This window comes from Sphingomonas hankookensis, from assembly GCF_028551275.1.
Lineage (GTDB): Bacteria > Pseudomonadota > Alphaproteobacteria > Sphingomonadales > Sphingomonadaceae > Sphingomonas > Sphingomonas hankookensis_A.
This window is the reverse complement of sequence record NZ_CP117025.1, coordinates 1,851,629-1,875,122: the sequence shown is the minus strand read 5'-3', so window position 1 is coordinate 1,875,122 and position 23,494 is coordinate 1,851,629. Positions and strand designations below refer to the sequence as shown.

24 protein-coding genes are annotated in these 23,494 nt (G+C 68.5%); 1 reads left to right on the top strand and 23 read right to left on the bottom strand.

Annotated elements, in window-relative coordinates:
- The first annotated feature begins 90 nt into the window (after positions 1-90).
- Complete coding sequence (locus tag PPZ50_RS08900; RefSeq protein WP_066687046.1) at positions 91-225, top strand: entericidin A/B family lipoprotein; 135 nt, start codon at positions 91-93, stop codon at positions 223-225.
- A gap of 98 nt (positions 226-323) precedes the next feature.
- On the opposite strand, the gene tatC is transcribed toward PPZ50_RS08900, so the two are convergent.
- The 23 genes from tatC to PPZ50_RS08785 form a co-directional block, all read right to left on the bottom strand.
- Positions 324-1,112: a twin-arginine translocase subunit TatC gene (gene tatC, locus PPZ50_RS08895; protein WP_066687042.1), complete on the bottom strand. Its 789-nt coding sequence runs from the start codon at positions 1,110-1,112 to the stop codon at positions 324-326.
- Positions 1,109-1,519, bottom strand: coding sequence for a Sec-independent protein translocase protein TatB (gene tatB / locus PPZ50_RS08890; RefSeq protein ID WP_066687039.1), 411 nt, complete (start codon positions 1,517-1,519; stop codon positions 1,109-1,111). Before tatB ends, tatC begins: the two co-directional genes overlap by 4 nt.
- Positions 1,520-1,566: 47 nt before the next feature.
- Positions 1,567-1,845, bottom strand: coding sequence for a twin-arginine translocase TatA/TatE family subunit (locus tag PPZ50_RS08885; RefSeq protein ID WP_066687035.1), 279 nt, complete (start codon positions 1,843-1,845; stop codon positions 1,567-1,569).
- A 38-nt stretch (positions 1,846-1,883) separates the two neighbouring features.
- Complete coding sequence (gene scpB / locus PPZ50_RS08880) at positions 1,884-2,450, bottom strand: SMC-Scp complex subunit ScpB (RefSeq protein ID WP_066687032.1); 567 nt, start codon at positions 2,448-2,450, stop codon at positions 1,884-1,886.
- A complete protein-coding gene (locus tag PPZ50_RS08875; protein ID WP_066687029.1) occupies positions 2,447-3,178 on the bottom strand; it encodes a segregation and condensation protein A in 732 nt (243 codons plus the stop codon). Before PPZ50_RS08875 ends, scpB begins: the two co-directional genes overlap by 4 nt.
- 32 nt (positions 3,179-3,210) lie before the next feature.
- Positions 3,211-3,642: a hypothetical protein gene (locus tag PPZ50_RS08870; protein WP_066687026.1), complete on the bottom strand. Its 432-nt coding sequence runs from the start codon at positions 3,640-3,642 to the stop codon at positions 3,211-3,213.
- 65 nt (positions 3,643-3,707) lie between these two features.
- Entirely contained in the window at positions 3,708-4,712 is a 1,005-nt protein-coding gene (nagZ, locus tag PPZ50_RS08865) for a beta-N-acetylhexosaminidase (protein ID WP_066687023.1), read from the bottom strand.
- A 46-nt stretch (positions 4,713-4,758) separates the two neighbouring features.
- Positions 4,759-5,481 carry an SPOR domain-containing protein gene (locus PPZ50_RS08860; protein ID WP_126012353.1) on the bottom strand — a complete coding sequence of 241 codons (723 nt, stop codon included), beginning with the start codon at positions 5,479-5,481 and terminating at the stop codon, positions 4,759-4,761.
- Positions 5,482-5,489: 8 nt separating this feature from the next.
- Complete coding sequence (gene argS / locus PPZ50_RS08855) at positions 5,490-7,217, bottom strand: arginine--tRNA ligase (RefSeq protein WP_066687020.1); 1,728 nt, start codon at positions 7,215-7,217, stop codon at positions 5,490-5,492.
- A gap of 62 nt (positions 7,218-7,279) precedes the next feature.
- Positions 7,280-8,425, bottom strand: coding sequence for a DUF1501 domain-containing protein (locus tag PPZ50_RS08850; protein WP_066687018.1), 1,146 nt, complete (start codon positions 8,423-8,425; stop codon positions 7,280-7,282).
- Positions 8,426-8,428: 3 nt separating this feature from the next.
- A complete protein-coding gene (locus PPZ50_RS08845) occupies positions 8,429-9,847 on the bottom strand; it encodes a DUF1800 domain-containing protein (RefSeq protein ID WP_066687016.1) in 1,419 nt (472 codons plus the stop codon).
- A 72-nt stretch (positions 9,848-9,919) separates the two neighbouring features.
- Positions 9,920-11,080 (bottom strand): deoxyguanosinetriphosphate triphosphohydrolase, encoded by a 1,161-nt coding sequence (locus PPZ50_RS08840; protein ID WP_066687013.1) that lies wholly within the window; start codon positions 11,078-11,080, stop codon positions 9,920-9,922.
- Positions 11,077-13,011, bottom strand: coding sequence for an SPOR domain-containing protein (locus PPZ50_RS08835; RefSeq protein WP_066687010.1), 1,935 nt, complete (start codon positions 13,009-13,011; stop codon positions 11,077-11,079). Before PPZ50_RS08835 ends, PPZ50_RS08840 begins: the two co-directional genes overlap by 4 nt.
- A gap of 313 nt (positions 13,012-13,324) precedes the next feature.
- Positions 13,325-13,702, bottom strand: coding sequence for a hypothetical protein (locus PPZ50_RS08830; RefSeq protein ID WP_066687007.1), 378 nt, complete (start codon positions 13,700-13,702; stop codon positions 13,325-13,327).
- A gap of 35 nt (positions 13,703-13,737) precedes the next feature.
- The gene (gene ftsZ / locus PPZ50_RS08825; protein ID WP_066687005.1) at positions 13,738-15,246 is read right to left on the bottom strand and encodes a cell division protein FtsZ; all 1,509 of its coding nucleotides are present in this window, start codon (positions 15,244-15,246) and stop codon (positions 13,738-13,740) included.
- A 110-nt stretch (positions 15,247-15,356) separates the two neighbouring features.
- A complete protein-coding gene (ftsA, locus tag PPZ50_RS08820; protein WP_066686999.1) occupies positions 15,357-16,616 on the bottom strand; it encodes a cell division protein FtsA in 1,260 nt (419 codons plus the stop codon).
- A 14-nt stretch (positions 16,617-16,630) separates the two neighbouring features.
- A complete protein-coding gene (locus PPZ50_RS08815) occupies positions 16,631-17,563 on the bottom strand; it encodes a cell division protein FtsQ/DivIB (protein ID WP_066686997.1) in 933 nt (310 codons plus the stop codon).
- Positions 17,560-18,453 carry a D-alanine--D-alanine ligase gene (locus PPZ50_RS08810; protein ID WP_066688031.1) on the bottom strand — a complete coding sequence of 298 codons (894 nt, stop codon included), beginning with the start codon at positions 18,451-18,453 and terminating at the stop codon, positions 17,560-17,562. Before PPZ50_RS08810 ends, PPZ50_RS08815 begins: the two co-directional genes overlap by 4 nt.
- A 202-nt stretch (positions 18,454-18,655) precedes the next feature.
- The gene (gene murB / locus PPZ50_RS08805; RefSeq protein ID WP_126012323.1) at positions 18,656-19,537 is read right to left on the bottom strand and encodes a UDP-N-acetylmuramate dehydrogenase; all 882 of its coding nucleotides are present in this window, start codon (positions 19,535-19,537) and stop codon (positions 18,656-18,658) included.
- On the bottom strand, positions 19,534-19,728 hold the full coding sequence (locus PPZ50_RS08800; protein WP_066686993.1) for a hypothetical protein: 195 nt from the start codon (positions 19,726-19,728) through the stop codon (positions 19,534-19,536). Before PPZ50_RS08800 ends, murB begins: the two co-directional genes overlap by 4 nt.
- A complete protein-coding gene (gene murC, locus PPZ50_RS08795; protein WP_066686990.1) occupies positions 19,725-21,131 on the bottom strand; it encodes a UDP-N-acetylmuramate--L-alanine ligase in 1,407 nt (468 codons plus the stop codon). Before murC ends, PPZ50_RS08800 begins: the two co-directional genes overlap by 4 nt.
- Positions 21,128-22,273, bottom strand: coding sequence for an undecaprenyldiphospho-muramoylpentapeptide beta-N-acetylglucosaminyltransferase (gene murG / locus PPZ50_RS08790; protein WP_066686988.1), 1,146 nt, complete (start codon positions 22,271-22,273; stop codon positions 21,128-21,130). Before murG ends, murC begins: the two co-directional genes overlap by 4 nt.
- Positions 22,270-23,493: an FtsW/RodA/SpoVE family cell cycle protein gene (locus tag PPZ50_RS08785; protein ID WP_198158476.1), complete on the bottom strand. Its 1,224-nt coding sequence runs from the start codon at positions 23,491-23,493 to the stop codon at positions 22,270-22,272. Before PPZ50_RS08785 ends, murG begins: the two co-directional genes overlap by 4 nt.
- Position 23,494 lies beyond the last annotated feature (1 nt).

Genomic DNA, 23,494 nt, shown 5'->3' with positions numbered 1-23,494 from the left:
CTGGCCATCCCATTTCCATGCCGGAACGAATATTTTCGCCAAACATTCTTTCGCCGGAGCGAGCGAGTCTCGCGAAACCGGGAGATCGATATGCGTAAGATTCTGAGCCTTGCCGTAGTGGCCGGCGCCCTGGCCGTCAGCGCCTGCAACACCGTCGAAGGTGTCGGTAGGGACGTGTCGTCGGCCGGCAACGCCGTCGCGGGCGCCGCCAAGGACAGCAAGTAAGTCGCATCCGGCGCTAGAGACGCCGGAACGACAAGGGCGGCCCGGACCATGTCCGAGCCGCCCTTTTTCGTGTCGGACGCCAGAGAGCCACGCCGGCGTCAGATGGTCTGGTCGTCGACCTCGCTGACTTCGTCCGTAGCGGGATCGCGCTTCGCCCGACGCTTCTCGGTGAACCAGATCGCGATCAGCGCCAGTTCGTAGAGCAGGATCAGCGGTACAGCGAGCAGGAACTGTGACCCGATGTCCGGCGGCGTCGCGACCGCAGCGATCGCGAAGGCGGCGACGATCGCGTACCGCCGCGCCCCGACCAGCTGCTTGCGCGTAACGATGCCGGCCAACTCCAGCAGCATCAACAGCACCGGCAACAGGAAGGCAAGGCCGAACGCGAACAGAAACTGCATCACGAACGAGAGGTAATTCTCGATCGAGGGCATCGCCTCCTGCTCGACGCCGCCCAGATTGCCCTGATATCCGAGCAGGAAATGCAGCGCGACCGGGATGGTGACGTAATAGGCCAGCGCAGCACCGGCGATGAACAGCACCGGCGTCGCCAGCAGGAACGGGAACAGCGCCTTCTTTTCGTTGCGGTACAGGCCCGGTGCCACGAACTGCCAGAGCTGGTTCGCGATCACCGGAAAGGACAGCATCATCGCGGCGAAGAACGCCACCTTGATCTGGACGAAGAACGCCTCGAAAATCTGGGTGAAGATCACGCGCTTCTGCCCCGCCGCCAGCAAGGGCTTGAGCAGGAACGTCAGGATCTGGTGCGAAAAATAGAAGCAGAGCGCAAAGCACGCGGCTACCGCGACCACCGAATAAAGCAGGCGACGGCGCAATTCGATCAGGTGATCGAGCAAGGGTGCCTGGCTGTCGTCGATATCGTTCATGACGGGGCCTTGCCATCAGCGGCGGGCGGATGGTCGCCGGGTGCTTCACGCAGTTCGGGCCGTTCGACCATCACCGGAGCCGGATCGTCCTCGGGCGATGCCGGAGCGGGATCATGGACCGGCGGCGGCGGCGAAGGCGCGTCGATCGGGTGCACGGCCGCCGGCGGATCGGCGGGATGCTCGCGCATGATCCGGGCGTTTTCCTCCGCCCATTTCTTTTCCATTTCCGCCAGTTCGGCTTCGCGCACCATCGTGTCGAAACCTGAGCGGAACTGGCGCGCGACGCCACGCGCCTTGCCGACCCACAGGCCGACGATACGCATGGCCTTCGGCAAATCCTTGGGACCGATGACGACCAGCGCGACCAGCGCGACGACCATCAATTCGGTGGGAGCGATATCGAACATCGGCGCTCAAGGTCGGGCGGGCGCCACGGCCCGCCGGGGAATGGAAGTCAGCGGTCGCCGTGTGGGCGGTCGTCGCGAACGGGGTCGCGGTGCAGCGGGTCTCGCGGCGCCGGATCACGATCATAGCCAGTATCGAGCGGACGCTGTTCCAGCCGTTCGCGCGGACGCGCGGGCGGCGGCACATCGTCATCCTCGGCCATGCCCTTCTTGAAGCTCTTCAGCCCCTTGGCCACGTCGCCCATCATGTCGGAAAACCGACCCTTGCCGAACAGCAGCAGGATCGCGACGCCGACGATAAGCCAGTGCCAAATGCTAAGACCACCCATCGTCTACACTCCAAGCGAAACGGATCGTTGCCGTCCACTTAGTCGCTATCGCCGCCGCTTTCCAGCACGCTTGCAAAGGCATCGTCGATTGGTTCGAGCAGACTCGCCGCGCGCAAATCGTCGATCCCCGGCAGGTCGCGGCGACTGTTCAGCCCGAAATGGTCGAGAAACGCCTGCGTCGTTGCGTACGCCAGCGGACGGCCCGGCACCTCGCGCCTGCCCGCCGGTCGGACCCAACCCGCCGCCAGCAACACATCGATCGTGCCCTTGGAAATCTGCACGCCGCGGATCGATTCGATGTCCGCACGGGTCGCCGGCTCATGATAGGCGATGATCGCCAGTGTCTCGATCGCGGCGCGCGACAGGCGGCGCGACTCGTCGCGGTCGCGGCGCAGGAAATGGGCTAGGTCGGGCGCAGTTTCGAAATGCCAATGCTCTCCCCGCCGGACCAGGCCGAAGCCGCGCCCGGCATGATCCGCCTCGATCGTGGTGAGCGCGGCACGGACATCCCCGTCCCCGACATAGGCGGCGATCATCGCGACCGTCATCGGTGCTTCGCTGGCGAACAGCACCGCCTCTACCGCACGGACGAACGGATCGGTCATGCGATGCGCCGGATATCGATCGGCCCGAACGGCGCATCCTGCCGGATCGCCACCCGCCCCTGCCGCGCAAGTTCGAGCGTCGCCAAAAAGGTCGATGCGAGCGCCGAACGCCGATAGCGCTCCTCGGCATCGATCGGCAGGAAGGCGGCGATCGAGGTCCAGTCGATCCGCGTGCCGAGCATCGCCTCGACCCGTTCGATCGCAACCTCCAGCGTCATCACCGGTCGCGTCGCGACGACATGCAGCACCGGGCGGGTCCGGGCGCTGATCCGGCCATAGGCTTCGATCAGATCGTACAGGCCGGCGTCCCACCGCGCCTTGCGCACGACGTTCAGCCCTTCGGGATCGCCACGCAGGAACACGTCGCGGCCGATGCGGTCGCGCGCCATCAATCGCGCGCCGGCCTCCCGCATCGCATCGAGTCGTTCGAGCCGCAGTTGCAGGCGCAGCGCCAATTCCTCCGGGTCGGGATCCATTTCCGGTTCGCGCGGCAGCAGCAACGCGGATTTCAGATAGGCAAGCCACGCCGCCATCACGAGCCAGTCGGCCGCCAGTTCGAGCCGCAGGGCAGTGACCCGATCGATCCAGCGCAGATATTGCTCGACCAGCGCAAGGATCGATATCCGGCGCAGATCGACCTTCTGCGTCCGGGCGAGCGCCAGCAGCAGGTCGAGCGGCCCTTCCCACCCGTCCAGTTCGATCGTCAGTACCGGCGCATCGGCGTCCATGGCGCGATCCTACCGGCTCGCCGCGCGATCCGTCACCGATATTCGTGCGTGACGTCCTGATGCACGCCGCGCAGCCGGACGGCTCGGCCGTTCTCGATGTCGGGGGCGGCAACGATACGGAGCCAGCGGAACGGCTGACCGGGCGCGTCGACCGCCGCATCGATGGTGAAGCCGCGGTGGTGGCGAATGGCATGGCTGCGCAGCCGTTCGACGGCCGCGCGCGATTCGGGCCGATACATCGGCAGGACACATTCGCGCTTCGGGGGTACGCCGATCGGCAGCCCGAACAGGAGGAAGGTCGCTTCGGACCAGGTCAGTCGGTTCGTCGTCAGATCGCAGGAGAATGGGCCGTCGCCGGCCAGACCGGGGCTGTAGCCGATGTCGAGCAGCCCTTCGGACAGGCGCAGTCCCCGTTCGAAGATCGGCCAGCTATGATGCAGGGGCAGAGGCTCGGTCGGCAGCATCTTCCGGTTCCCAGGCGGCAGGCGCGGGCAGGATAATACCGCCTGGTTAAGAACCGATAAGCGCCTTAGGCAAGCGCCAGCAGGCGGTCGCGCGTGTCGACCAGTTCGGCGAGCGGAACCGGGCTGGCAGTGCCGATCCCCGCCATCGCACGGTCGAGGCGCGCGCGGGACACCGGTGCGATATCGTCCAGCCGATCCGCGATCGCTGCCATCTCCTCCATGCGCGCCCAGCAGTCGAGCACGACATCGCAACCCGCGGCGATGGCGTCCGCCGCCTTGTCGGCGGGCGCACCGCTCAACGCCTTCATGTCGATGTCGTCGGTCATCAACAGCCCGTCGAAGCCGATCCGCCCGCGGATGATATCGCGGATGACCGTTGGCGACAGGGTGGCGGGCAGCGCCGCGTCCCATGCCTCGAACACGACATGCGCGGTCATCGCCATCGGCGCGGAAGACAGCGTCGCAAACGGCGAGATATCCTGTTCGAGCGCATCGGCGGGTGCGGAGACGCGCGGCAGCTCGAGGTGGCTGTCGACCGTCGCGCGGCCATGGCCCGGCATGTGCTTGACGATGCCGACCACTCCGGCCGCGGCCAGTCCGTCGAGCGTCGCGCGGCCAAGTGCTGCGACCTGCATCGGGTCCGCACCGAAGCTGCGGTCGCCGATCGCGCCGGTCATATCGGACTGCGCCACGTCGAGCAGCGGCGTCGCATCGACCGTCACCCCGACCTCCGCCAGCATGACGCCCAGTGCCTGCCCATTGGCCTTCGCCGCCGCGATGGCGGAGGACGGCGCACGATCGTACAGCGCGGCGAAGGCCGAGGGGGCGGGAAAGGCGGGCCACACCGGCGGCTGCATCCGCGCAACGCGACCCCCTTCCTGATCGATCAGGATCGGCAGGTCCGCCCGCCCCGACAGATCGCGCAATGAATCGGTCAGGGCGCGCATCTGATCCCGATCGACGCAGTTGCGACCGAACAGGATATAGCCGAGCGGATCGGCCGCGCGGAACAGCGCGGCTTCGTCGGCGGTCAGCGTCGGGCCGGACAGGCCAAAGATTACGGGCTTCATAGGGTGACGGCTACCGCAGGTCCCCGACCGCGACAACCGGGGTATGTCATCGGGCTATGAAGCAATTCTCTCCAGCCAGCTTGAGCTTGCCACAGAGGTCCGACGCCTGGTTCGCGCTGCCCGCATTCACGCGCAGGCGATAGACGGTCTTGCCCTTCACCTCCGCCGTCTGCACCGACTTGCCCAGGGGAGCCAGATAGGCGAAGCGGCGCGACAGCTGGTTCCACGCGGTGTTCGCCACGCCCTCGCTCGGGAAGGAGCCGAGCTGCACGACCGAACCGCCGGCACCCGGCGCGGTTTCGACCGGCGCGGCCGCCGCTGGCGCACGCGCTTCCAACCGCGTAGTGGTGGTCGGCACGGCCGTCGCCACCCGCCCGGTGCCGCTGCTGGTCGGACCGGCGGCAGGCGCGGCGGCCTTGCCCTGGATCGGTGCTTCGGGAACGGCGTTCAGGTTGACCGACGCGTTGCCCCCAGTCGCCCCCTCGCTGGTCGCGATCGCGGTGTCGCTGTCGCCGGTCACGCGCATGCCGTCGGCTTCCTGCGGGCGGGTCTTGTACGGACCCTCCGGCGCGGCGATCAGGTCGCCGGTGCCGCTGGCGGTCGGCGCGCCTCGATGGCGCAGCAAGGCAAAGGCGATCGTGCCGACCATCAGCAGGCCGATCAGCACGATCAGCACCGTGCGCCAGATCGGACGCGCGGGTTCCGGCTCCGGCTCCGCGCTTTCCAGCCAGGGCAGGCGTTCGTGGTCGGGATCGCCGGATGCGATCATGTCCGCCATCACTTCATCTCCTCGACCGCCTCGACACCCATGATGGCCAGGCCGTTGCGGATAATCTGCCCGATCGCGCGGGCGAGGAAAAGCCGCGCCTGCGTCAGCGCAGGGTCGTCGACCTGAAGGTACCGACGGGACGGATCGTCATTGCCCAGATTCCATGCCGCATGGAACTCCGCCGCCAGATCATAGAGATAGAAGGCGATCCGGTGCGGTTCGCGCGCCGCCGCCGCGCTTTCGACGACACGCGGGAACTGCGCCGCGCGCTTCACCAGCGCCAGCTCGACCGTATCGAGACGGGACAGGTCGGCGTTCGCGTCCTCGGCAATGCCCGCCTCCGCCGCGCGGCGGACGAGCGAATGGACGCGGGCATGGGCGTATTGCACGTAGAAGACCGGGTTGTCCTTCGACGCCTCGACCACCTTGGCGAAGTCGAAGTCCATCTGCGCATCGGCCTTGCGCGTCAGCATGGTGAAGCGGACGACGTCCTTGCCGACTTCGTTGACGACATCGGCCAGTGTCACGAAATTGCCGGCGCGCTTCGACATCTTGACCGGTTCGCCGCCGCGCAGCAGGCGTACCATCTGCACCAGCTTCACGTCGAAGCGGGTCTTGCCTTCCGTCAGTGCCTGCACCGCCGCGACGATCCGCTTGACCGTGCCGGCATGGTCCGCGCCCCAGATGTCGATCAGCTGATCGGCGCCCTGCGCCTTCTGGAAATGATAGGCGAGGTCGGCGCCGAAATAGGTCCAGCTGCCGTCCGACTTCCTGATCGGGCGGTCCTGGTCGTCGCCGAACTTCGTCGAGCGGAACAGCGGCAGTTCGACCGGTTCCCAGTCGTCGGGCAATTCGCCCTTCGGCGCCTCGAGCACGCCGTCATAGATCAGGTCACGTTCGCGCAGCCATGCCTCCGCCGCTTCGGGCTTGCCGGCCGCCTGCAGGTCCGCTTCCGACGAAAAGACGTCGTGGTGGATGCCGAGCAGTTGCAGGTCGGCGCGGATCATTTCCAGCATCGCTGCCACCGTCTTGGTGCGGAACAGCGCCAACCATTCCTCTTCGGGCGCATCGACGTAACGGTCGCCAAATTCGGCCGCGAGCATCTGCCCGACCGGGACCAGATAGTCCCCGGGGTACAGCCCTTCCGGGATGGTGATCGTCTCCCCCAGCGCCTCGCGGTAGCGCAGGTGCGCCGAGCGGGCGAGGACGGCGACCTGCCCGCCGGCATCGTTGACATAATATTCGCGGATGACGCGCGCGCCGTTCCATTCCAGCAGGCTTGCGAGCGCATCGCCCACCACCGCGCCGCGGCAATGGCCCATGTGCATCGGGCCGGTCGGGTTGGCCGAGACATATTCGATGTTCACCACCTGCCCCGCGCCGACCTGCGACCGGCCATAGGCGTCGCCGGCGTCGGCGATCGCGGTCAGTTCACCGCGCCACGTGTCGTCGGTGAGCGTCAGGTTAATAAAGCCGGGGCCGGCGACCGAGGCGCTAGCGACTTCGGGAAGGCCGGCAAGCTCGGCGACCAGCAGCTCGGCCAGCGCGCGCGGATTGGTCCTGGCCGGCTTGGCCAGCACCATCGCGGCGTTGGTCGACAGGTCGCCATGGGTCGTGTCACGCGGCGGTTCGACCGTGATCGCGCGTCGCTCCAACCCCGCCGGCAGGTCGCCACGGGCGACGAGCGTGTCGAGCGCGCGGTCGAGATGGGCGAAGAAACGGGGGTACAGCGTCATGGCGGTTCCGGTCGATTGATCCAAACGCGCCGCTTAGCCGATACCGCCGCCCCTGCAAAGGATCACGCCCGGATCAGTCCCGCAACCGGACGCCGGCCCGTGCTGCCGGGAAACAGGGTGGCCATGGTCCGCGCCGGATCGATACCGAAATGCCCGGCGACCGCGCCGGCGATCAGCGCGTCGAGATCGGTGGTCGGGGTCAGGTCGCGATCCTCGTACAGCTTGGTCAGACCCGGCCAATCGGCGACGACACGCTTGCCGATCACCGTGCCGCCCAGCAGCATCGTCGCGGTGGCAGTGCCGTGATCGGTGCCGCCGGTGCCGTTGATCCGCGCGGTACGGCCGAATTCGGTCGCGACCAGCACCAGCGTCTGGTTCCAGGCGGAGCCTAGACCGGTCTTGAGTGCGCCCACCATCGCATCCAGCGCCTTCAGTTGCGTGTTCAGCCGGCCGCGCTGCCCGGCATGGGTATCCCAGCCGCCGGTCTCGATCATCGCGATCCGCGCGCCATCCGCCGGGGCGAGCAGTCGGGCCGCCAGCGCTCCGGTCGCGGCGGCATTGCGACCGGCCTCGCCGCCCGCCTCCTGCGCCAGTTGCCGGGTCTGCATGGCTTGCGCCCATAGGCCGTGGAGCTGCGGATCTTCGGCATAGAGTTGCGTCACCCGCCCCAGCAGGTCGCCCGACGCGTCCGGGAGTGCCGACGGGGCGTAAGATGCGACTTCCTGCGTGCCCCGCAGCGCCAACGGCACCGTGGCGGCGACGGCGATCGCGCGTGCGGTGTCGCGGGGCAGCAGCGTCAGCAGCCGATTGAGCCACCCGTCGCGCACCGCATAGGCCTCCGCGCCGCCGGTCTCCAGCACGTTCTGCCCGTCGAAATGCGACCGGTCGCGATAGGGTGAGGCGACGGCATGGGCGAACAGCGCCTCCCCGCCATCGTACAGTCCGGCCATGCCCGACAGCGCCGGATGCAGCGCGAACATCGCGTCCAGCTTGCGCGCCGCCGTCGCGTCCTCCGCCCAGGCGCCGCGCAACGGTGCGAAGCCGGGATCGCCGGTCGGCATCAGCATCGCGAGGCCATCCGCAGCGCCGCGCTGGATGATGAACACGAAGCGCCGGTCGGTGGCGGCGCGGGCATAGGCGAGGCGCGGGGCGAAGGCGGTGGACAGGACGCCCACGCCGCCGATCAGGAAGGTTCGCCGGTCGGTCATGGCTTATCTCCGCAGGAACTGGGGCGCGACGAACAACAGCGCGAGGCCCTGTGCCGGGCTTTCGGCGCGAGCGATGGCGGCGGCAGTTGCGGATGCGAGACTGTCGGGAAACAGCCGCGTCGCCAGTGCGCGCGGATCGGGCGGTTCGCGCAAGCGGCCGACGAGACGTTCCGCCGCCTCGACCCGGCGCATCAGCGCGTCCGGTCCGGCCCAGCTGGCGGCGATGTCGTCGAACCCGATCGGCTGCCCCGGCCGCCAGATCGGCTGGCCGAGTTGCGCGAAGAGATTGACCAGCCCCCGTCCTTCCGTAGCGGGCGCATCGATGGCGCGGAGGGTGGCGACGGTCCATTCCCATGGGGTACGGAACTTGGCCGGGGCCGTCGTCCAACCTTCAGGGGCGGCGACCAGCGCGCGGTAGACGGTCGGCAGGTCACCACGCGACGACAGGAATGCCTGTTCGACCCGCGCGACGGCGGCAGGCGGCGGATCGTCGGCAATGAAGTGGCGGACCAGTTTCGTCGCGATGTGCTTCGCGGTCGCGGGATGGACCGCCAAATCGGCGAGCACCGCGGCCGACTGCCCTGCCCCGCCTTCGGCATAGCGCTTGCCGAGAATCTGACGCCCGCCCGGCTGGTGCAGCGCCGGGGCGAACACCGCCTCGCCCGGCTGGCGCGGCACGATCCGCGGCCCGCCCCGTCCCAGCCCGGCCACGGTCCAGCCGGTGAGCGCACGCGCCAGTTCGGTGACGTCGGCCTGCGCATAGCCGGTCCGGACGCCCAGCGTGTGCAGCTCCAGTATCTCGCGCGCCAGATTTTCGTTCAGCCCGGCGCGGCCGCCCATCCGCCGCTGGCCGAACGGGCTGTCGGGACCGACCGACTGCGCCTGATCAAGGTATAGCAGCATCGCCGGATGATGCTCGACCGCCAGCAGCAGGTCGTGGAAACGCCCCAGGACATGCGGGCGGATCGCGTCGAATTCGAAGGCGGCGGCAAGGCCGGTCACCTCCAGCTTGTCCGCCGATACCGCGAAATGGTTCGACCAGAAATGGGTGAGGCGTTCGACGAAGGGCGTGTCGCTGGCCACCGCAGCCGCGGTCCGGGCGGCAACGCCATCGAGGTAGAATTGGCGGACGCCGCGCCGGATCTGCGCCGCGCAAATGTCGGGCGGGTCGGCCGCCATCGGCATGGCGGCGGCGTCGGTCATGGCCGCCCGGCGTTCCTGCCGGACCATGCGCAGTTCGCTGCGGGCCTGCGCGACCGCCTGCCCCGCCACGCCGCTCGTCGCGATGCCGCCCAGCGCGGGCGGGCGCGGGTTCCAGCGATCGAACTGGTCGACCAGCCAGCGTCTCGGATCGGCCGGCGGCACCGCATCGCCGCGCGCGCCCAGCCCGAACCGGTTCCATGCAATCTCCGCAAGCGCCATCGCCCACGACTCCGCTGCCCATCTCGAGGCACCAGTCAGCGCCCGACTTGTCGCAGAGTTATGCCAGCGGCGTCAGAATCCGTCGGGCAGGTCGATCGGGCCGACGACCTGCCGATAGCTGCGCACCGCGAACCGGTCGGTCATGCCGGCGATATAGTCGGCGATGTGGCGACTGCGCTCCGGCTCCGCCTCCGGCAGCGTCTCGCGCCAGCCATCGTGCATCGCCGACGGATCGGCATGATAGGCCGCGAACAGGCCGGCAACGACCGTTTCCGCCATCGCCGCCGCCGCCAGCTGACGCGGGTGGTGGTAGAGATTGGCGTACATGAAGCGCTTCAGCGTCCGCTCGGCTTCCGCCATCTCGGGCGAGAAATGGGCGAGGCACTGGCCCGCCGCGCGGACGTCGGCGACGGTTTCGACGCCCGCGACGCCCACGCGACGCTTCGTCTCGGCGATAAGGTCGTTGACCATCGATCCGATCTGCGAGCGGGTGAGTTCACCGACCAGCCGCGCCGCTGGCACGTCCGGAAAGCGGGCGCGGACGGCATCCCATCCGGCGGCGACGAACGGCACCTCCAACAACTGGTCGAGCGTCAGCAGCCCGGCGCGGAGACCATCGTCGATGTCGTGATTGTCATAGGCGATATCGTCGGCGATCGCCGCGATCTGCGCCTCCAGCGACGGCCATTCGTTCAGGCGCAGGCCGTGTGCCGCGTCGGCTTCGGCCAACGCCCAGCCGGGGGTCGGGATCGGGCCGTTATGCTTCGCCAGCCCCTCCAGCGTGTCCCAGGTCAGGTTCAGCCCCCGCCAGCGCGGATAGGGGCTGTCGAGCCAGGTCAGCGTGCGCAACGTCTGACCATTATGGTCGAAACCGCCATGGGTCGCCATCGCCGCCTCCAGCGCGTCCTCCCCGGCATGGCCGAACGGTGGGTGGCCGATATCGTGGGCGAGGCACAAGGCCTCGGTCAGATCCTCGTTCAGGCCGAGCGTGCGGGCGACGGCACGGCCGATCTGCGCGACCTCAAGGCTGTGGGTCAGCCGGACGCGGAAATGGTCGCCATCGGGCGCCATGAACACCTGCGTCTTGTGGCGGAGACGCCGGAAGCTGATCGAATGGATAATCCGGTCGCGGTCGCGCTGGAACGCGTCGCGCGGGCCGCGAGTCGCATCGCCCGGTTCGGGGTGGAGCCGCCCGCCATGCGCCTGCGGGTCGGCGGCATAGGATGCCCTCACTTGACCGGGACCCGCGCGACCTTCTGCCCCGCCTCGCTGGTGAAGGTGAAGGCCTGCACCCCCGATTTGCGCAGCGTGTTGACGAAGTCCTGCGCCTCCGCATCGCTCTTGAACGGCCCGGTCAGAAGGCGGTTGGTGGCGCGCAGCGGCGTGGTCCATGCCTGCCGACCCTTCAGCGCCGGCGCCTTGCCGGCCATGATGCCCCATGCGGCGGGCAGGCCGGCGACATTGGCGCCACCGGCGACCTGTACCCAGTGGCGTTCGGGATCGGCGCGCTTGGCCTGCGCCTCGCGCGCGGCTTCGGCGGCGGCGGCCTTCTTCTCATCGGCGATCCGCTTGGCTTCGGCTGCCTTCTTGGCGGTGGCGGCACGCGCGGCGGCGAGCTTCTTCGCCTCGGCGGCTTCGGCGGCGCGGGCGGTGGCTTCACGCGCCTCGGCGGCACGGCGCGCGGTCTCCGCGTCGGCGGCTAGGGCGGCGCTGCTGGCCGGAGCCGCGACCGGCGCCGGCGGCGGGCCGACGCCCAGTTCGGACGCCGGGATATCGAGGTTGCGGATGATGCGGGCGAGCACGTCGTCGTTCGACGGCGTGCGAGCCGCGACCGTAGCGGCGGCGCTGGAGACGGCGGGGGCTGCGGCCGGCGGGGCAACGCTGGCGACTTCCACCGGAGCGGCGGCGGGCGGTGTCGGGGCGGGTTCCGCCGGGCGATCGACGATGGTCACCGGAACCGGGGCGGATGCGACCTGGACCGGCGGACGGGCAGCCTGTTCGGCGCGGTCGCGGGCAGCGAGCGCTTCGGCAGCGAGGCGGCGTTCCTCAGCCTGACGTGCGGCGACGCGCTGTGCCTCGACCCGGGTCGCTTCGGCGATGCGCGCCTGTTCGGCCTGTTGCGCGGCGACCTGCTGCCGCTGGGCCAGCGCAGCGCGGCGGGCGGCTTCGTCGGCACGGGCCTGGGCGAGCTGTTGCGCCTGGACGTCGGCGGCGCGGCGGGCGGCATCGGCCTGGGCCTGTTGCGCCGCCTGTGCCTGCCGCTGCCGCTCGGCCCGGCGTTCGGCCATGGTAGGCGCGCGCGTGACGGTGCGCGCCGTCGTGGCGACCGGCGCTGCGGGGGTAGCGGACGCGAGCGCGACCGGCGCGGTTCGGACCGGCGCGGGCAGCGGCGGGGCTAGCCGGGCGTCGGCCAGCCGTTCCGGGCTGGGCGCGAGACGACCGTAATGGACGGCGAACGCCCGGTCCGCGCCGGCCAGCTGTGGCAGGCGGCGGAAGAAGGGCGAGAGGCTGGCCGAGAAGCCCGGCAGCATGCTGGCGGTGATCTTGTCCGCGCCGGCCGCATCGCCCGACATGGCGAGGACGAAGGCCCGCACCCGCCAGGCGGCACGGTCGCCCTTTTGCAGCAGCGGGTTCAGCACCGCGGTCGATTCGGCGAGGTTGCCGTCGATGCCGAGCGACAGGGCAAGGCGGCGGGTGAGTTCATCGTCCTCGCCGGCCCGCAACGCCTGTCGATAGTCGGCCTGCGCGAGCGAACCGCGACCGAGCAGGTCATAGGCCAGACCGCGCTCGGCGAGGTAGGGCGTCATCGACACTCCGGCCCGCTCGGCGGAGGCGAACATCGCCAGCGCCTCGCCCGGACGCTCCATCGCCACCAGCGAAATGCCGCGCGCGGCGCGGATGCGGGGGTCGTTGGGCGCGACCTTTTCGGCACGCGCAAGGAACTGCATCGCCGCGTCGGTATCGCCCAGTTTGCCCGATAGCCGCCCCGCCTCGATCAGCGCCGAGACGTCGTTCGGGCTGCGACCGAGGATGCGCATCTGTTCCGACAGCCGGTCGGCATTGGGGGTCAGCGGCTGGACGATCGCACCGGGCTGCGCCAGCACGGGCAGAGGCGCGGCGGTGGCGAGCAGAAGCGCGACGCGGAGCGGGTTGAACTGGGTCATGGGCCGGTCCGCTTAACCATGTAGCGGCTGAACGGGGAATGTTCAGGTGTCGTCGCGGCGACGAAGTGAGTGGTGGTGACGATGAAGCGAGCCGGCCGGGTCCAAAGTTCACTAAGTTCACACTCGTGCGCGTTTTGCGCGTCGTCCATGCCGGGGCGTTACGGCATCATTTGTTACATTCGCTCGAGCGACCGAATGCGCGGCAGGGTCAGGCCAATACAGGCGGCAGCGAAGTCAAGAAGCGTCGAGCCGCACTATGGCACGGTCAGGCACTGTAGGAAATGGTTCGCTCAGCGAACGACCGGTGACGCCGTCAGTGATCGACGACAGGTCGCGCTGCGATCCAGAGAAGCCCGACCGATCCGACGACGAACCCAAGGAATACCGACTGCCAGAGCAGCGCTGAACCGAAGCCGGCAGCACCCGCCATCCGGGTCGCGGCGATATTGATGGCCACGTCGCTGACCATGATCGCGACGGCGAGGAGCAGGCCCGGGCGTATGCGTCCGGTGGACAATAGCACGACCACGGCAAGGTCGAGGAACAGCAGCGCCGACCAGTAAATTTCGAACGCCGGCATCGGCGCCCAGCGATACGGACGCCAACCGCGGGTCAGGAAATCGCGAGCGTGGTTGAAGGCTCCAGCCGAGAAGCCGACTATCTGAACGGCCAGCGCGAAGCGAGCCGCCACGTGGAACGTTGCACGTGGCGGCATCGCCGAAAGTGTTACTGGTTGTTCTGGCGGTGCAGGAAGCGCGGGATGTCCAGCGGTTCCTTGGCATCGTCGGTGCCGCGGGCGGGTGCGCGGCCGGCATTGGCCATGCGTTCGAACAGCGTGCCGCCGGGCTTGCGCGCCGGGGCCGCTTCCTCGCGTGGGGCTTCGGCCGGAGCGTCCGGGGTCAGCCAGCGGCGGCGGCCGTCGTTCGACGAGGTACCGAAGTCGCTCGCCGGGGTCGGCGCGGGCATCGGGGCTGCGGCCTGTTCGGCGCCCAGCACCAGTTCGTCCTCGTCCTGCGCCGCCGTGGCGGGCGTGTCATAGGCCGAGTGCGGCACGACGCGTTCCGACACCGACGGCTGGCTGATGCCCTGCGGGAAACGATCCATCGGCGCAGGCGCCGGCGCTTCTTCCAGATGTTCGGCGGCGGCACCGCTCGGCGCGACCGGGGCGGCGGCGTGAGCGGTCGGCGCGGCCGGCCGGCGCGGCGCGTTGAACGAGAAGGCGCGGGTCGGTTCGGCCTGGGCCGGAGCCGGCTGGGCCTGTGACGGGGCTTCGTCCTCGATGCCGGTCGCGACGACCGAGACGCGGATCTTGCCTTCCAGTTCGGTGTTGAACGCCGAACCCCAGATGATGTTGGCGTCGTCGTCGACCAGTTCGCGGATGTGGTTCGCGGCTTCGTCGACTTCGAGCAGGCGCATGTCGTCGCCGCCGGTGATCGACACGATCACGCCCTTGGCACCGTTCAGCGACACGCCGTCGAGCAGCGGGTTGGCGATCGCCTGCTGCGCCGCCTCGATCGCGCGGTTGTCACCTTCGGCCTCGCCGGTGCCCATCATCGCCTTGCCCATTTCCTGCATCACCGACCGCACGTCGGCGAAGTCGAGGTTGATCAGGCCGGGCATGACCATCAGGTCGGTGATGCCGCGCACGCCCTGCTGCAACACTTCGTCCGCCATTTCAAAGGCTTGCTTGAAGGTCGTGTTGGCGTTCGCGATCAAGAACAGGTTCTGGTTCGGGATGACGATCAGCGTGTCGACGTACTTCTGAAGTTCCTCGATGCCGGCCTCGGCCGACTTCGCGCGGCGCTTGCCCTCGAATGCGAAGGGACGGGTCACGACGCCGACGGTCAGGATGCCCATCTCGCGCGCGGCCTTGGCGATCACGGGAGCGGCGCCGGTGCCGGTGCCGCCGCCCATGCCGGCGGCGATGAAGCACATGTGCGCGCCCTCAAGCGACTTCTGCACCTGCTCGATCGTTTCCTCGGCCGCCGCACGTCCGATTTCGGGACGGCTGCCGGCGCCCAGCCCTTGCGTGATCTTCGCACCCAGCTGAATACGCTGCGGCGCTTCCGACTGCTTCAGCGCCTGCGCGTCGGTGTTGGCGACGAGGAACTCGACCCCCTGCACCTCGGCACGGATCATGTTCGCGATCGCGTTGCCGCCGGCCCCGCCGACGCCGATCACGGTGATGCGCGGGGTCAGTTCGTCGACGTCGGGTGCCAGAAATTCGATGCTCATACTCGGTCTCCCTGTCCCGGCCGGCACCGGGCGCGTAATTCGATAGGCGGTTGTGCATCAAGCCGAAGGACGATCCTAGCCCCTCCACCCGGCCTGATGGTAATAAATCGTCAATAGTTGGCGCGGAATGCGGTCAACAGACGCTGGAACAGCGCCCCCGTACTGGGGCGCGACACCATTTGCTGGGTCGGCTGCAACGCGCGCAGGTCGACCGGGTTCGACGCGGCGAACATGGCGAGGCCGGCGAGCGTCGCGAATCCGGGGCCCGAATGCGCATCGGGCAGCGCGGCGAGGCCCCGCGCACGGCCGACCCGGACCGGGCGACCCAGCGCCTGTTGCGCATAATCGGCGATGCCCTTCAGCTCCGCCCCGCCGCCGGTCAGTACGACCTGTCGCCCGACCGGATCGTCGAAGTTCAGGCGGCGCAGTTCCTTCGAGATTTCGGCGACCAGCCGTTCCAGCCGCTGGCGGATCGTGGTGATGAGCTGTGCGCGGGTGATGCGCGTGCCCTCCGCATCCTCGTCGGCGCGCACGGGTGCGACGTCGATCATGTCGTGATTGTCGCGCGGGGACATGTTGGCCGAACCGTAGAAGCATTTCAGCCGTTCGGCCTGCGCCCGGTTGGTGCCGAAGGCGGAGGCGACGTCGTCGGTGATGTCGCTGGCGCCCATCGCGATCGAGGCGAGGCCGGTCAGGACGCCGTTGGCGAACACCGAGACGTTGGTGATGCCCGCGCCGATTTCGACCAGCGCGACGCCCAGTTCACGCTCCTCTTCGGACAGGCAGGCCAGCCCGGTTGCGACCGGCGCCGCGACGATCGACTTGGTTTCGAGATGCGCCGAGCGGACGCACAGGTCGAGGTTGCGGACCGGCGATCCTTCGGTGGCGACGACATGGATCTCGACGCCCAGCCGGTCGGCGTGCAGCCCCTTCGGCTCCTTCACCCCGCCAAGGCCATCGAGCGTATAGCGCATCGGCTGGGCATGCAGCACCATGCGCTGGCCCGGATCGATCGCGTTGCGACCGGCCTTCAACAGCGCGTCGATATCCGACTGTTCGACGCGGTGGCCACCGAGGTCCACTTCCAATTTGACGATATCGGACACGAGGCCGCCGGCCGAGAAGCTGACCCACACATCCTCGATATTGAAGCCGGCGATACGTTCGGCCTGTTCGACCGCTTCGCGGACCGCCGTCTCGGTCGCCTTCATATCGGCGATATAGCCGCGCTTGACGCCACGGCTTTCGCGCTGGCCGGTGCCGAGCACGGTCAGTTCGCCGCCCTCACCCGGCTTCGCGATCAGCGCGGACACCTTCGACGTGCCGATGTCGAGCGCGGTGATGATCCCTTCCGGTGCTACCTTCGCCATGGTCCTGCCCCCTGTCAGTCGCCTTCGACCGGTTTCGCGATCGACGCGGCATTGCCCTGTTCAGTGCCGTCGTCACCGTTATCCGGTGTCGCATGCTTCATCCGCACGACCAGCTTGGTCGGGTCGCGCAGGTCGAACCGGTCATAGCCCTTGCCCAGCAGGCCGAGCGTCCCGTCGAGTTGCGCGAACTTCACCAGCGCGCGGGCCGATTCCTTGTCGCCTTCGGGCAGGACCAGCCGCTCGCCGGTCTGGAAAAGAATGTCCCAGCGGCGATTGCCGACCCACACCGCCGCCTTCACGACGGGCTTGAGGGCGGGTGCTGCGGCCATCAGCTTGCGATAGGCCGGTTCCTGCGCATTGGCGCCGTCGCCGATGACCAGCGGCAGGCGCGGCATCTTGTTGGGCTGTACGCCGTCGAGGAGCACGCCGCCCTCATCGATCAGCATCAGTTGGCCCTTGTTCTGCCACACGGCGGCGGGGTCGCGTTCGACCACATCGACGACCAGCGTATCGGGCAGCCGGCGCGAGACGCGGGCATCGGCGATCCAGCCATAATCGAGCAATTTCTGCCGCGTGGCGTCGAGATCGACCAGCGGCATTGCCCGCGAGCGCTGGTCGAGCGCGACAGCATAAACCGAGGTCGCGTCCATCCGCTTGAGGCCGGTCACCTCGATCTGTTCGACGCGAAAGCCCGCCGCACCGACCGCTTCTGCCGCGGCAACGCCGATCGCGCCGAACAGGCCGAACCAGTTGGCAAGCGCGAGGGCAATCGCGCCGGCGCCGGCGGTGAGGCTCCAGCCGACGATGCGACGCGCCGTCGCCGCCCCGCCGGGAAGCGCGGCGACCGCCTGATCGAGGACCGAGGCGCGCACCGGGCGCTTGGCCTGCACGCGGCGCTTGGGCTTGACGGTGCGGGTCTGGACGACGCGCTTGCCGGTCTGGGTCATCGCATCGCCTCTTCCACGATCCAGCCTACAAGGGCTTCGTAGCTCATGCCGACATGGCGCGCCTGTTCGGGGACGAGGCTTAGCGGGGTCATGCCCGGCTGGGTATTGGTTTCGAGCACGAAGAGGCCGTCGATGCCGCGTTCGTCGTCCCAGCGGAAATCGGTGCGCGAGGCGCCCTTGCAGCCCAGCACGCGGTGGGCAGTGACGGCATAGGCCATGCACGCCTGCGCGATGTCGTCGGGAATGTCGGCGGGGCAGACATGTTCGGTCAGGCCGTCGGTGTACTTGCTGTCGTAATCGTAGAAACCGCTCTTGGGCTTCAGTTCGGTCACGCCCAGCGCGCGGTCGCCGAGCACGGCGGTGGTCAGTTCGCGGCCACGGATGAAGGGTTCGGCAAGGAGTTCGTCGAATTCCTGCCACGGACCCTTCGAGGCTTGCGCGATCGGATTGCCGTAATTGCTGTCGTCGGTGACGATGGCGACGCCGACCGAGGAGCCTTCGCTCACCGGCTTCAGGACATAGGGGCGTGGGAGCGGGTCGCGTTCGAACAGTTCCTCGGTCCTGACGATGCGCCCGCCGGGCATCGGGACGCCCGCGGGCACGAGCGCGTGCTTGGTCAGCACCTTGTCGATTGCGATGACCGAGGTCGCTAGGCCGCTATGAGTGTAGCGCAGCCCCATCAGGTCCATCATGCCCTGCACCGTGCCGTCCTCGCCGGGTGAGCCATGGAGCGCGTTGAAGACGAGGTCGGGCTTCGCTTCGGTCAGGCGGGCAGCGATGTTCCGGTCCATGTCGATGCGGGTGACCTTATGGCCGAGCGACTCCAGCGCAGTCGCGACGCCGGCGCCGGACATGAGCGAGACTTCGCGTTCCGACGACCAGCCGCCCATGAGGACGACGATGTTGAGGGGGTCGGTCACGCGGTCGGTTCCTTCGTTATGTTGCAAGTTCCGTTTGCTTCGAGCGCAGGGTCGAGCCTGTCGAGACCCGAAGTCGAGAAGGCGGTGGTTGTGGCACGGGCGTTCTCGACGGACGCTTCTCGACTGCGCTCGAAGCTGCTCGAACCGAACGGGGAGGTTGAGTGCGGGGCCATCACGCCCGCCCTACCCGCTGGATTTCCCATTCCAGCGTTACGCCCGATTGCGCCAGCACCTTCCCGCGGACTTCCTCGCCCAATGCCTCGATATCGGCGCTGGTGGCGTTGCCGGTGTTGAGCAGGAAATTGCAGTGTTTTTCCGATACCTGCGCGTCGCCCTTGCGCAAGCCCCGACAGCCAGCGGCGTCGACGAGCGCCCACGCCTTGCGCCCGTCCGGGTTCTTGAAGGTGGAACCGCCGGTCTTGCTGCGGAGCGGTTGCGAGGCTTCGCGGGCCGCCGCGATGCGGTCCATTTCGGCCTGGATCGAGGCCGGATCGCCCGTCTCGCCGCGAAAGGTCGCGGACACGACGATCGCGCCTTCGGGCAGGTCGCTATGGCGGTAGCGGTAGTTGACGTCGGCGTTCGAAAACGTCGTCAGCGTGCCGTCGCGGGTAACGACCTGCGCCTCGACCAGCACGTCGGCTACCTCGCGGCCATAGGCGCCGCCGTTCATCCGCACGAAACCACCGACCGTTCCGGGGATCGAACGCAGGAACTCGACCCCGGCGATCCCGGCATCGCGCGCGGTCGAGGAGACGAGAATGCCGCTCGCCCCGCCACCGCAGGTCAGCGTCAGCCCGTCCGCCGCAACCTTGGCGAACGGTTTGCCGAGGCGGACGACGACACCGGGCACGCCGCCATCGCGGACGATCAGGTTGGAACCGAGGCCCAGCCCCATCACCGGCACCGACGGGTCGAGCGCCCGGAGGAAATTGCAGAGATCGTCCGTGTCGGCCGGTTCGAACAGCCACTCAGCCGCGCCGCCCGCCTTGAACCAGACGAGGGGCGCGAGCGGGGCGTTCGCGGTCAGCTTGCCACGGACCGGCGGAAGGGTCATTTTCCGCTGCCCCAGAAGCGCGCCCATGCGGTCCAGGCTTCGGCCTGTGCATCGGCGATCTGCTTGCCGACCTCCGCCATGTCGCGCGTCTCGGCAGTGTCGAGCAGCTTCTTGGCGGCGTCGAGCTGCGCCTGTTGCGCGCGCAGGATTTCGCGCTGCATCTCGATCGCGGTCGAGAACCAGTCGCTCATGCGAGCCGCTCCTGAATCGCAGCGGGCAGGCCGGCAGCGATCTTGGTAATGTCACCGGCGCCGAGGCAGACGATCAGGTCGCCGTTTTGGCCCTCAGCGGCCAGCGCGGCGGCAAGAGCATCCTTGTCCGCAGCGACCTGTGCCGAGCGGTGGCCGCGCAGGCGGATGCCGTCGACCAGCGCCTCGGCACTGACGCCCTCGACCGGCGCTTCGCCGGCGGCATAGACGGGAAGGACATGGACCGCGTCGGCATCGTTGAACGCCTGTGCGAACTCGTCCATCAGCGCGCCGAGCCGCGAGTAGCGATGCGGCTGGACCACGGCGATCACCCGGCCGCCGGTCGCTTCGCGTGCGGCGGACAGGACGGCGCGGATTTCGACCGGATGGTGGCCGTAATCGTCGATGACGGTCATGCCGGCGACTTCGCCGACGCGGGTGAAGCGGCGCTTCACGCCCCCGAACTTGGCAAAGCCCTGCGCGATGGTCGCGTCGTCGAGGCCCAGCTCGACCGCGACCGCGATCGCTGCCAGCGCGTTCTGGACATTGTGGCGACCGGCCATCGGCAGCTGGATGCCCTCGATCGTCCGGGTCTGGCCGTCACGGTCGCGGACCACGCAGTCGAAGCGGTTGCCGTCGCGGCCCGCCGTCACCTCGACCCCGCGCACGTCGGCCTGCGCAGCAAAGCCATAGGTGACGATGCGGCGGTCGCGGATGCGTGGGATCAGCGCCTGCACTTCGGGATGGTCGAGGCACAGCACCGCCGCGCCGTAGAAGGGTACGTTCTCGATGAATTCGACATAGGCGTCCTTCGCCCGGTCGAAGCTGCCATAATGGTCGAGATGTTCGGGGTCGATGTTGGTGACGACCGCGATCGTGCCGTCGAGGCGCAGGAAGCTGCCGTCGCTCTCGTCCGCCTCGACCACCATCCAGTCGGACGCGCCCAGCCGGGCGTTCGAGCCGTAGCTGTTGATGATGCCGCCGTTGATGACGGTGGGGTCGACGCCGCCGGCATCGAGCAGCGCGGCGATCAGCGAGGTCGTGGTGGTCTTACCATGCGTCCCCGCGACCGCGACGGTCGATTTCAGCCGCATCAGTTCGGCCAGCATTTCGGCGCGGCGGACCACCGGGATGCGCTTGGCCAGCGCATGGTCACGTTCGGGATTGCCGGGCTTGATCGCGGTCGAGGTGACAACGACCGCCACGCCCTCCACATTCTCCGCCTTGTGGCCGATATGCACGTCGATGCCGCGCGCGCGCAGGCCGTCGACGACATAGCCCTCGGCCACGTCCGATCCCTGCACCTTATAGCCGAGATTATGCATCACCTCGGCAATGCCCGACATGCCGATGCCGCCGATGCCGACGAAATGGATCGTGCCGATGTCGGTCGCGACGCCCTTCACGCAAATGCTTCCTTCTGTCGTTTGGCGGGGGTGATCTTGCCCACTTTCGCCTTGGGTGCGTCGACGCTCTCGACCAGGTCGGCGAGGTCGCGGACGGCGAACGGCCGGCCGCAGCTGCGCGCGCGCGCCGCCGCATTGGCGAGCGCTGCGGGGTCGAGGCCGAGCTTCTGAATCTGCTTGGCGAGTTCGGTCGCAGTGAATTGCGTCTGCTGGATCGACCGCGCGCCGCCGGCGCCCACGATTTCGCGGCAATTGGCGGTCTGGTGATCGTCGGTCGCACCGGGCAGCGGCACGAGGATCGCGGGACGGCCGGCGGCTGTCAGTTCTGCGATGGTCGACGCCCCCGCCCGGGCGATCACGACATGGCTCCATGCCAGCCGGTCGGGCAGATCGGGGAGATAGGTCGCGATTTCGGCGGGGATGCCGTGTTCGGCGTATTTGGCGCGCACGGCGTCGATATCCTCGATCCGCGCCTGATGCGTCACCTGCATCCGGCGGCGGAACGCAACGGGCAGCAGCGCGAGGCCGTCGGGGACGACCTGGCTCAAAATGCTCGCCCCCTGGCTGCCGCCGGTGACCAGCACGCGGAAGATGCCGTCCTCATCCAGCGCCGGATAGGGACGTTCGCGCAGGGCGAGGACGCTCTCTCGCACCGGATTGCCGACCAGATGGGTCTTGGGGACGTGGCTGTCCTTAAGACGGTCGACCCGTTCGTAGCTGGTGGCGATGCCATGCACGCTGCCCGCGACCAGCCGGTTGACCCGGCCCAGCACGGCATTTTGTTCATGGATGATCGTCGGCACCTTCTGCGCGAAGGCCGCCAGCAGTGCAGGGAGCGCTGGATAGCCGCCGAAGCCGATCACGGCGGAGGGGCGGAAAGTCTTGTACAGCTCGATCGCCATCGACCGGCCGGCCAGCATCTGCCGCGCGGCCTTCGCCCAGCCGATCGGACCGCCCGACAGGCGTCCGGCCGGCAGGACATGGGTCTGGATGCCATCGAACAGGTCGGGAAAGCGCACGCCGCGTTCGTCGCTGACCAGCGCGACGCGGTGGCCGCGCCGGGTCAGTTCGGTCGCCAGCGCCGCGGCCGGGACCATATGTCCCCCGGTGCCCCCGGCGGCCAGGACATAATGCTTGCTCATTTCGCTCCGCTCCAGCGCTGTGGGCCGTAAGGTGAGCGGCTCAGATACGGGTTCCGGCGTGTGAAAGCGAGCAGCAGTCCCATGCCGATCGACAAGGCGATCATCGACGACCCGCCGTACGAGATGAACGGCAGCGTCATCCCCTTGGACGGGGCGATGCCGACATTGACCGCCATGTTGATGAGCGCCTGCGCCCCGAACTGGACCGCAAGGCCGGCGGCGGCGAGCAGCTTGAACGCATCCTCTTCGTCGAGCAGGCGGACGAAGACGCGCACGACAATCGCGAGGAAGATGATCGCGATGATCGCGCAGGCGATCAGGCCGAACTCTTCGCCGACCACCGCAAAGATATAGTCGGTATGTGCCTCGGGTAGCTTGAACTTCACGCGCCCGCCGCCCGGGCCGGTGCCGATTACCCCACCCGCGGTCAGCACGGCATGCGCCATGTCGACCTGATAGCTGTCGGTCGCCGCGCTTTCGGGATCGGGGAACAGGAAGCCGTCGATGCGGACGCGGGCGGTGCCGTAGAAGGTGTAGGCGGCCGCGACCATGCCAATGCCGGCGGCGCCGAGCATCGCCATGGTGCGGACCGGAATGCCGGAGATGATGAGCAACGCCGCCCACACGCCGCAGAAGATCACCGTCTGCCCGAAATCGGGCTGGAGCATCAGGCAGCCGGCAATGACCGCGGTCAGCGCGCCGGTGACCCACAGCATCGGCAGCTGCGGGTCCTTCGCGCGTAGCGACAACAGCCATGCGGTCGTCACGATGAACATGGGTTTCAGGAACTCGGACGGCTGGAACTGCCCGACCCCGAGGTTGATCCAGCGCCGCGCGCCGTTTGCCTCCACGCCGACGAACGGGGTGACCATCAGCGCAAGAACCAGGACGCCCGCGCCGAGCAGGCACAGCCGCCGCGCCAGCGTGACCGGCAGCATCGACACGACGATCATCACCGGGAAGGAGAGTGCGATCCACCCGGCCTGTCGCCAGAAATACATCATCGGCGGGACGGTGACGTCACCACCCGAATAGCGCACGGCGGATGCGGGCGACGCGGCGGCGACCGCGACGAGGCCGATGGCGATCAGTACCATCGCGATCAGCAGCAGCACCCGGTCGACTTCGCGGAACCACGCGCCGATCGGCGAGCGCGCGCTACGGCCCTGCAGCGTCTCCACCCGCTGGCGCAGCGCCCGGACATCGCGCCCGCGACCCATA

What these genes read in the sequence shown, in the direction of transcription:
- PPZ50_RS08900 (WP_066687046.1), top strand. Translation starts at nt 91, where the DNA reads ATGCGTAAGATTCTGAGCCTTGCCGTAGTGGCCGGCGCCCTGGCCGTC.
- tatC (WP_066687042.1), bottom strand. Translation starts at nt 1,112, where the DNA reads ATGAACGATATCGACGACAGCCAGGCACCCTTGCTCGATCACCTGATC.
- tatB (WP_066687039.1), bottom strand. Translation starts at nt 1,519, where the DNA reads ATGTTCGATATCGCTCCCACCGAATTGATGGTCGTCGCGCTGGTCGCG.
- PPZ50_RS08885 (WP_066687035.1), bottom strand. Translation starts at nt 1,845, where the DNA reads ATGGGTGGTCTTAGCATTTGGCACTGGCTTATCGTCGGCGTCGCGATC.
- scpB (WP_066687032.1), bottom strand. Translation starts at nt 2,450, where the DNA reads ATGACCGATCCGTTCGTCCGTGCGGTAGAGGCGGTGCTGTTCGCCAGC.
- PPZ50_RS08875 (WP_066687029.1), bottom strand. Translation starts at nt 3,178, where the DNA reads ATGGACGCCGATGCGCCGGTACTGACGATCGAACTGGACGGGTGGGAA.
- PPZ50_RS08870 (WP_066687026.1), bottom strand. Translation starts at nt 3,642, where the DNA reads ATGCTGCCGACCGAGCCTCTGCCCCTGCATCATAGCTGGCCGATCTTC.
- nagZ (WP_066687023.1), bottom strand. Translation starts at nt 4,712, where the DNA reads ATGAAGCCCGTAATCTTTGGCCTGTCCGGCCCGACGCTGACCGCCGAC.
- PPZ50_RS08860 (WP_126012353.1), bottom strand. Translation starts at nt 5,481, where the DNA reads ATGATCGCATCCGGCGATCCCGACCACGAACGCCTGCCCTGGCTGGAA.
- argS (WP_066687020.1), bottom strand. Translation starts at nt 7,217, where the DNA reads ATGACGCTGTACCCCCGTTTCTTCGCCCATCTCGACCGCGCGCTCGAC.
- PPZ50_RS08850 (WP_066687018.1), bottom strand. Translation starts at nt 8,425, where the DNA reads ATGACCGACCGGCGAACCTTCCTGATCGGCGGCGTGGGCGTCCTGTCC.
- PPZ50_RS08845 (WP_066687016.1), bottom strand. Translation starts at nt 9,847, where the DNA reads ATGGCGCTTGCGGAGATTGCATGGAACCGGTTCGGGCTGGGCGCGCGC.
- PPZ50_RS08835 (WP_066687010.1), bottom strand. Translation starts at nt 13,011, where the DNA reads ATGACCCAGTTCAACCCGCTCCGCGTCGCGCTTCTGCTCGCCACCGCC.
- ftsZ (WP_066687005.1), bottom strand. Translation starts at nt 15,246, where the DNA reads ATGAGCATCGAATTTCTGGCACCCGACGTCGACGAACTGACCCCGCGC.
- ftsA (WP_066686999.1), bottom strand. Translation starts at nt 16,616, where the DNA reads ATGGCGAAGGTAGCACCGGAAGGGATCATCACCGCGCTCGACATCGGC.
- PPZ50_RS08815 (WP_066686997.1), bottom strand. Translation starts at nt 17,563, where the DNA reads ATGACCCAGACCGGCAAGCGCGTCGTCCAGACCCGCACCGTCAAGCCC.
- PPZ50_RS08810 (WP_066688031.1), bottom strand. Translation starts at nt 18,453, where the DNA reads ATGGGCGGCTGGTCGTCGGAACGCGAAGTCTCGCTCATGTCCGGCGCC.
- murB (WP_126012323.1), bottom strand. Translation starts at nt 19,537, where the DNA reads ATGACCCTTCCGCCGGTCCGTGGCAAGCTGACCGCGAACGCCCCGCTC.
- PPZ50_RS08800 (WP_066686993.1), bottom strand. Translation starts at nt 19,728, where the DNA reads ATGAGCGACTGGTTCTCGACCGCGATCGAGATGCAGCGCGAAATCCTG.
- murG (WP_066686988.1), bottom strand. Translation starts at nt 22,273, where the DNA reads ATGAGCAAGCATTATGTCCTGGCCGCCGGGGGCACCGGGGGACATATG.
- PPZ50_RS08785 (WP_198158476.1), bottom strand. Translation starts at nt 23,493, where the DNA reads ATGGGTCGCGGGCGCGATGTCCGGGCGCTGCGCCAGCGGGTGGAGACG.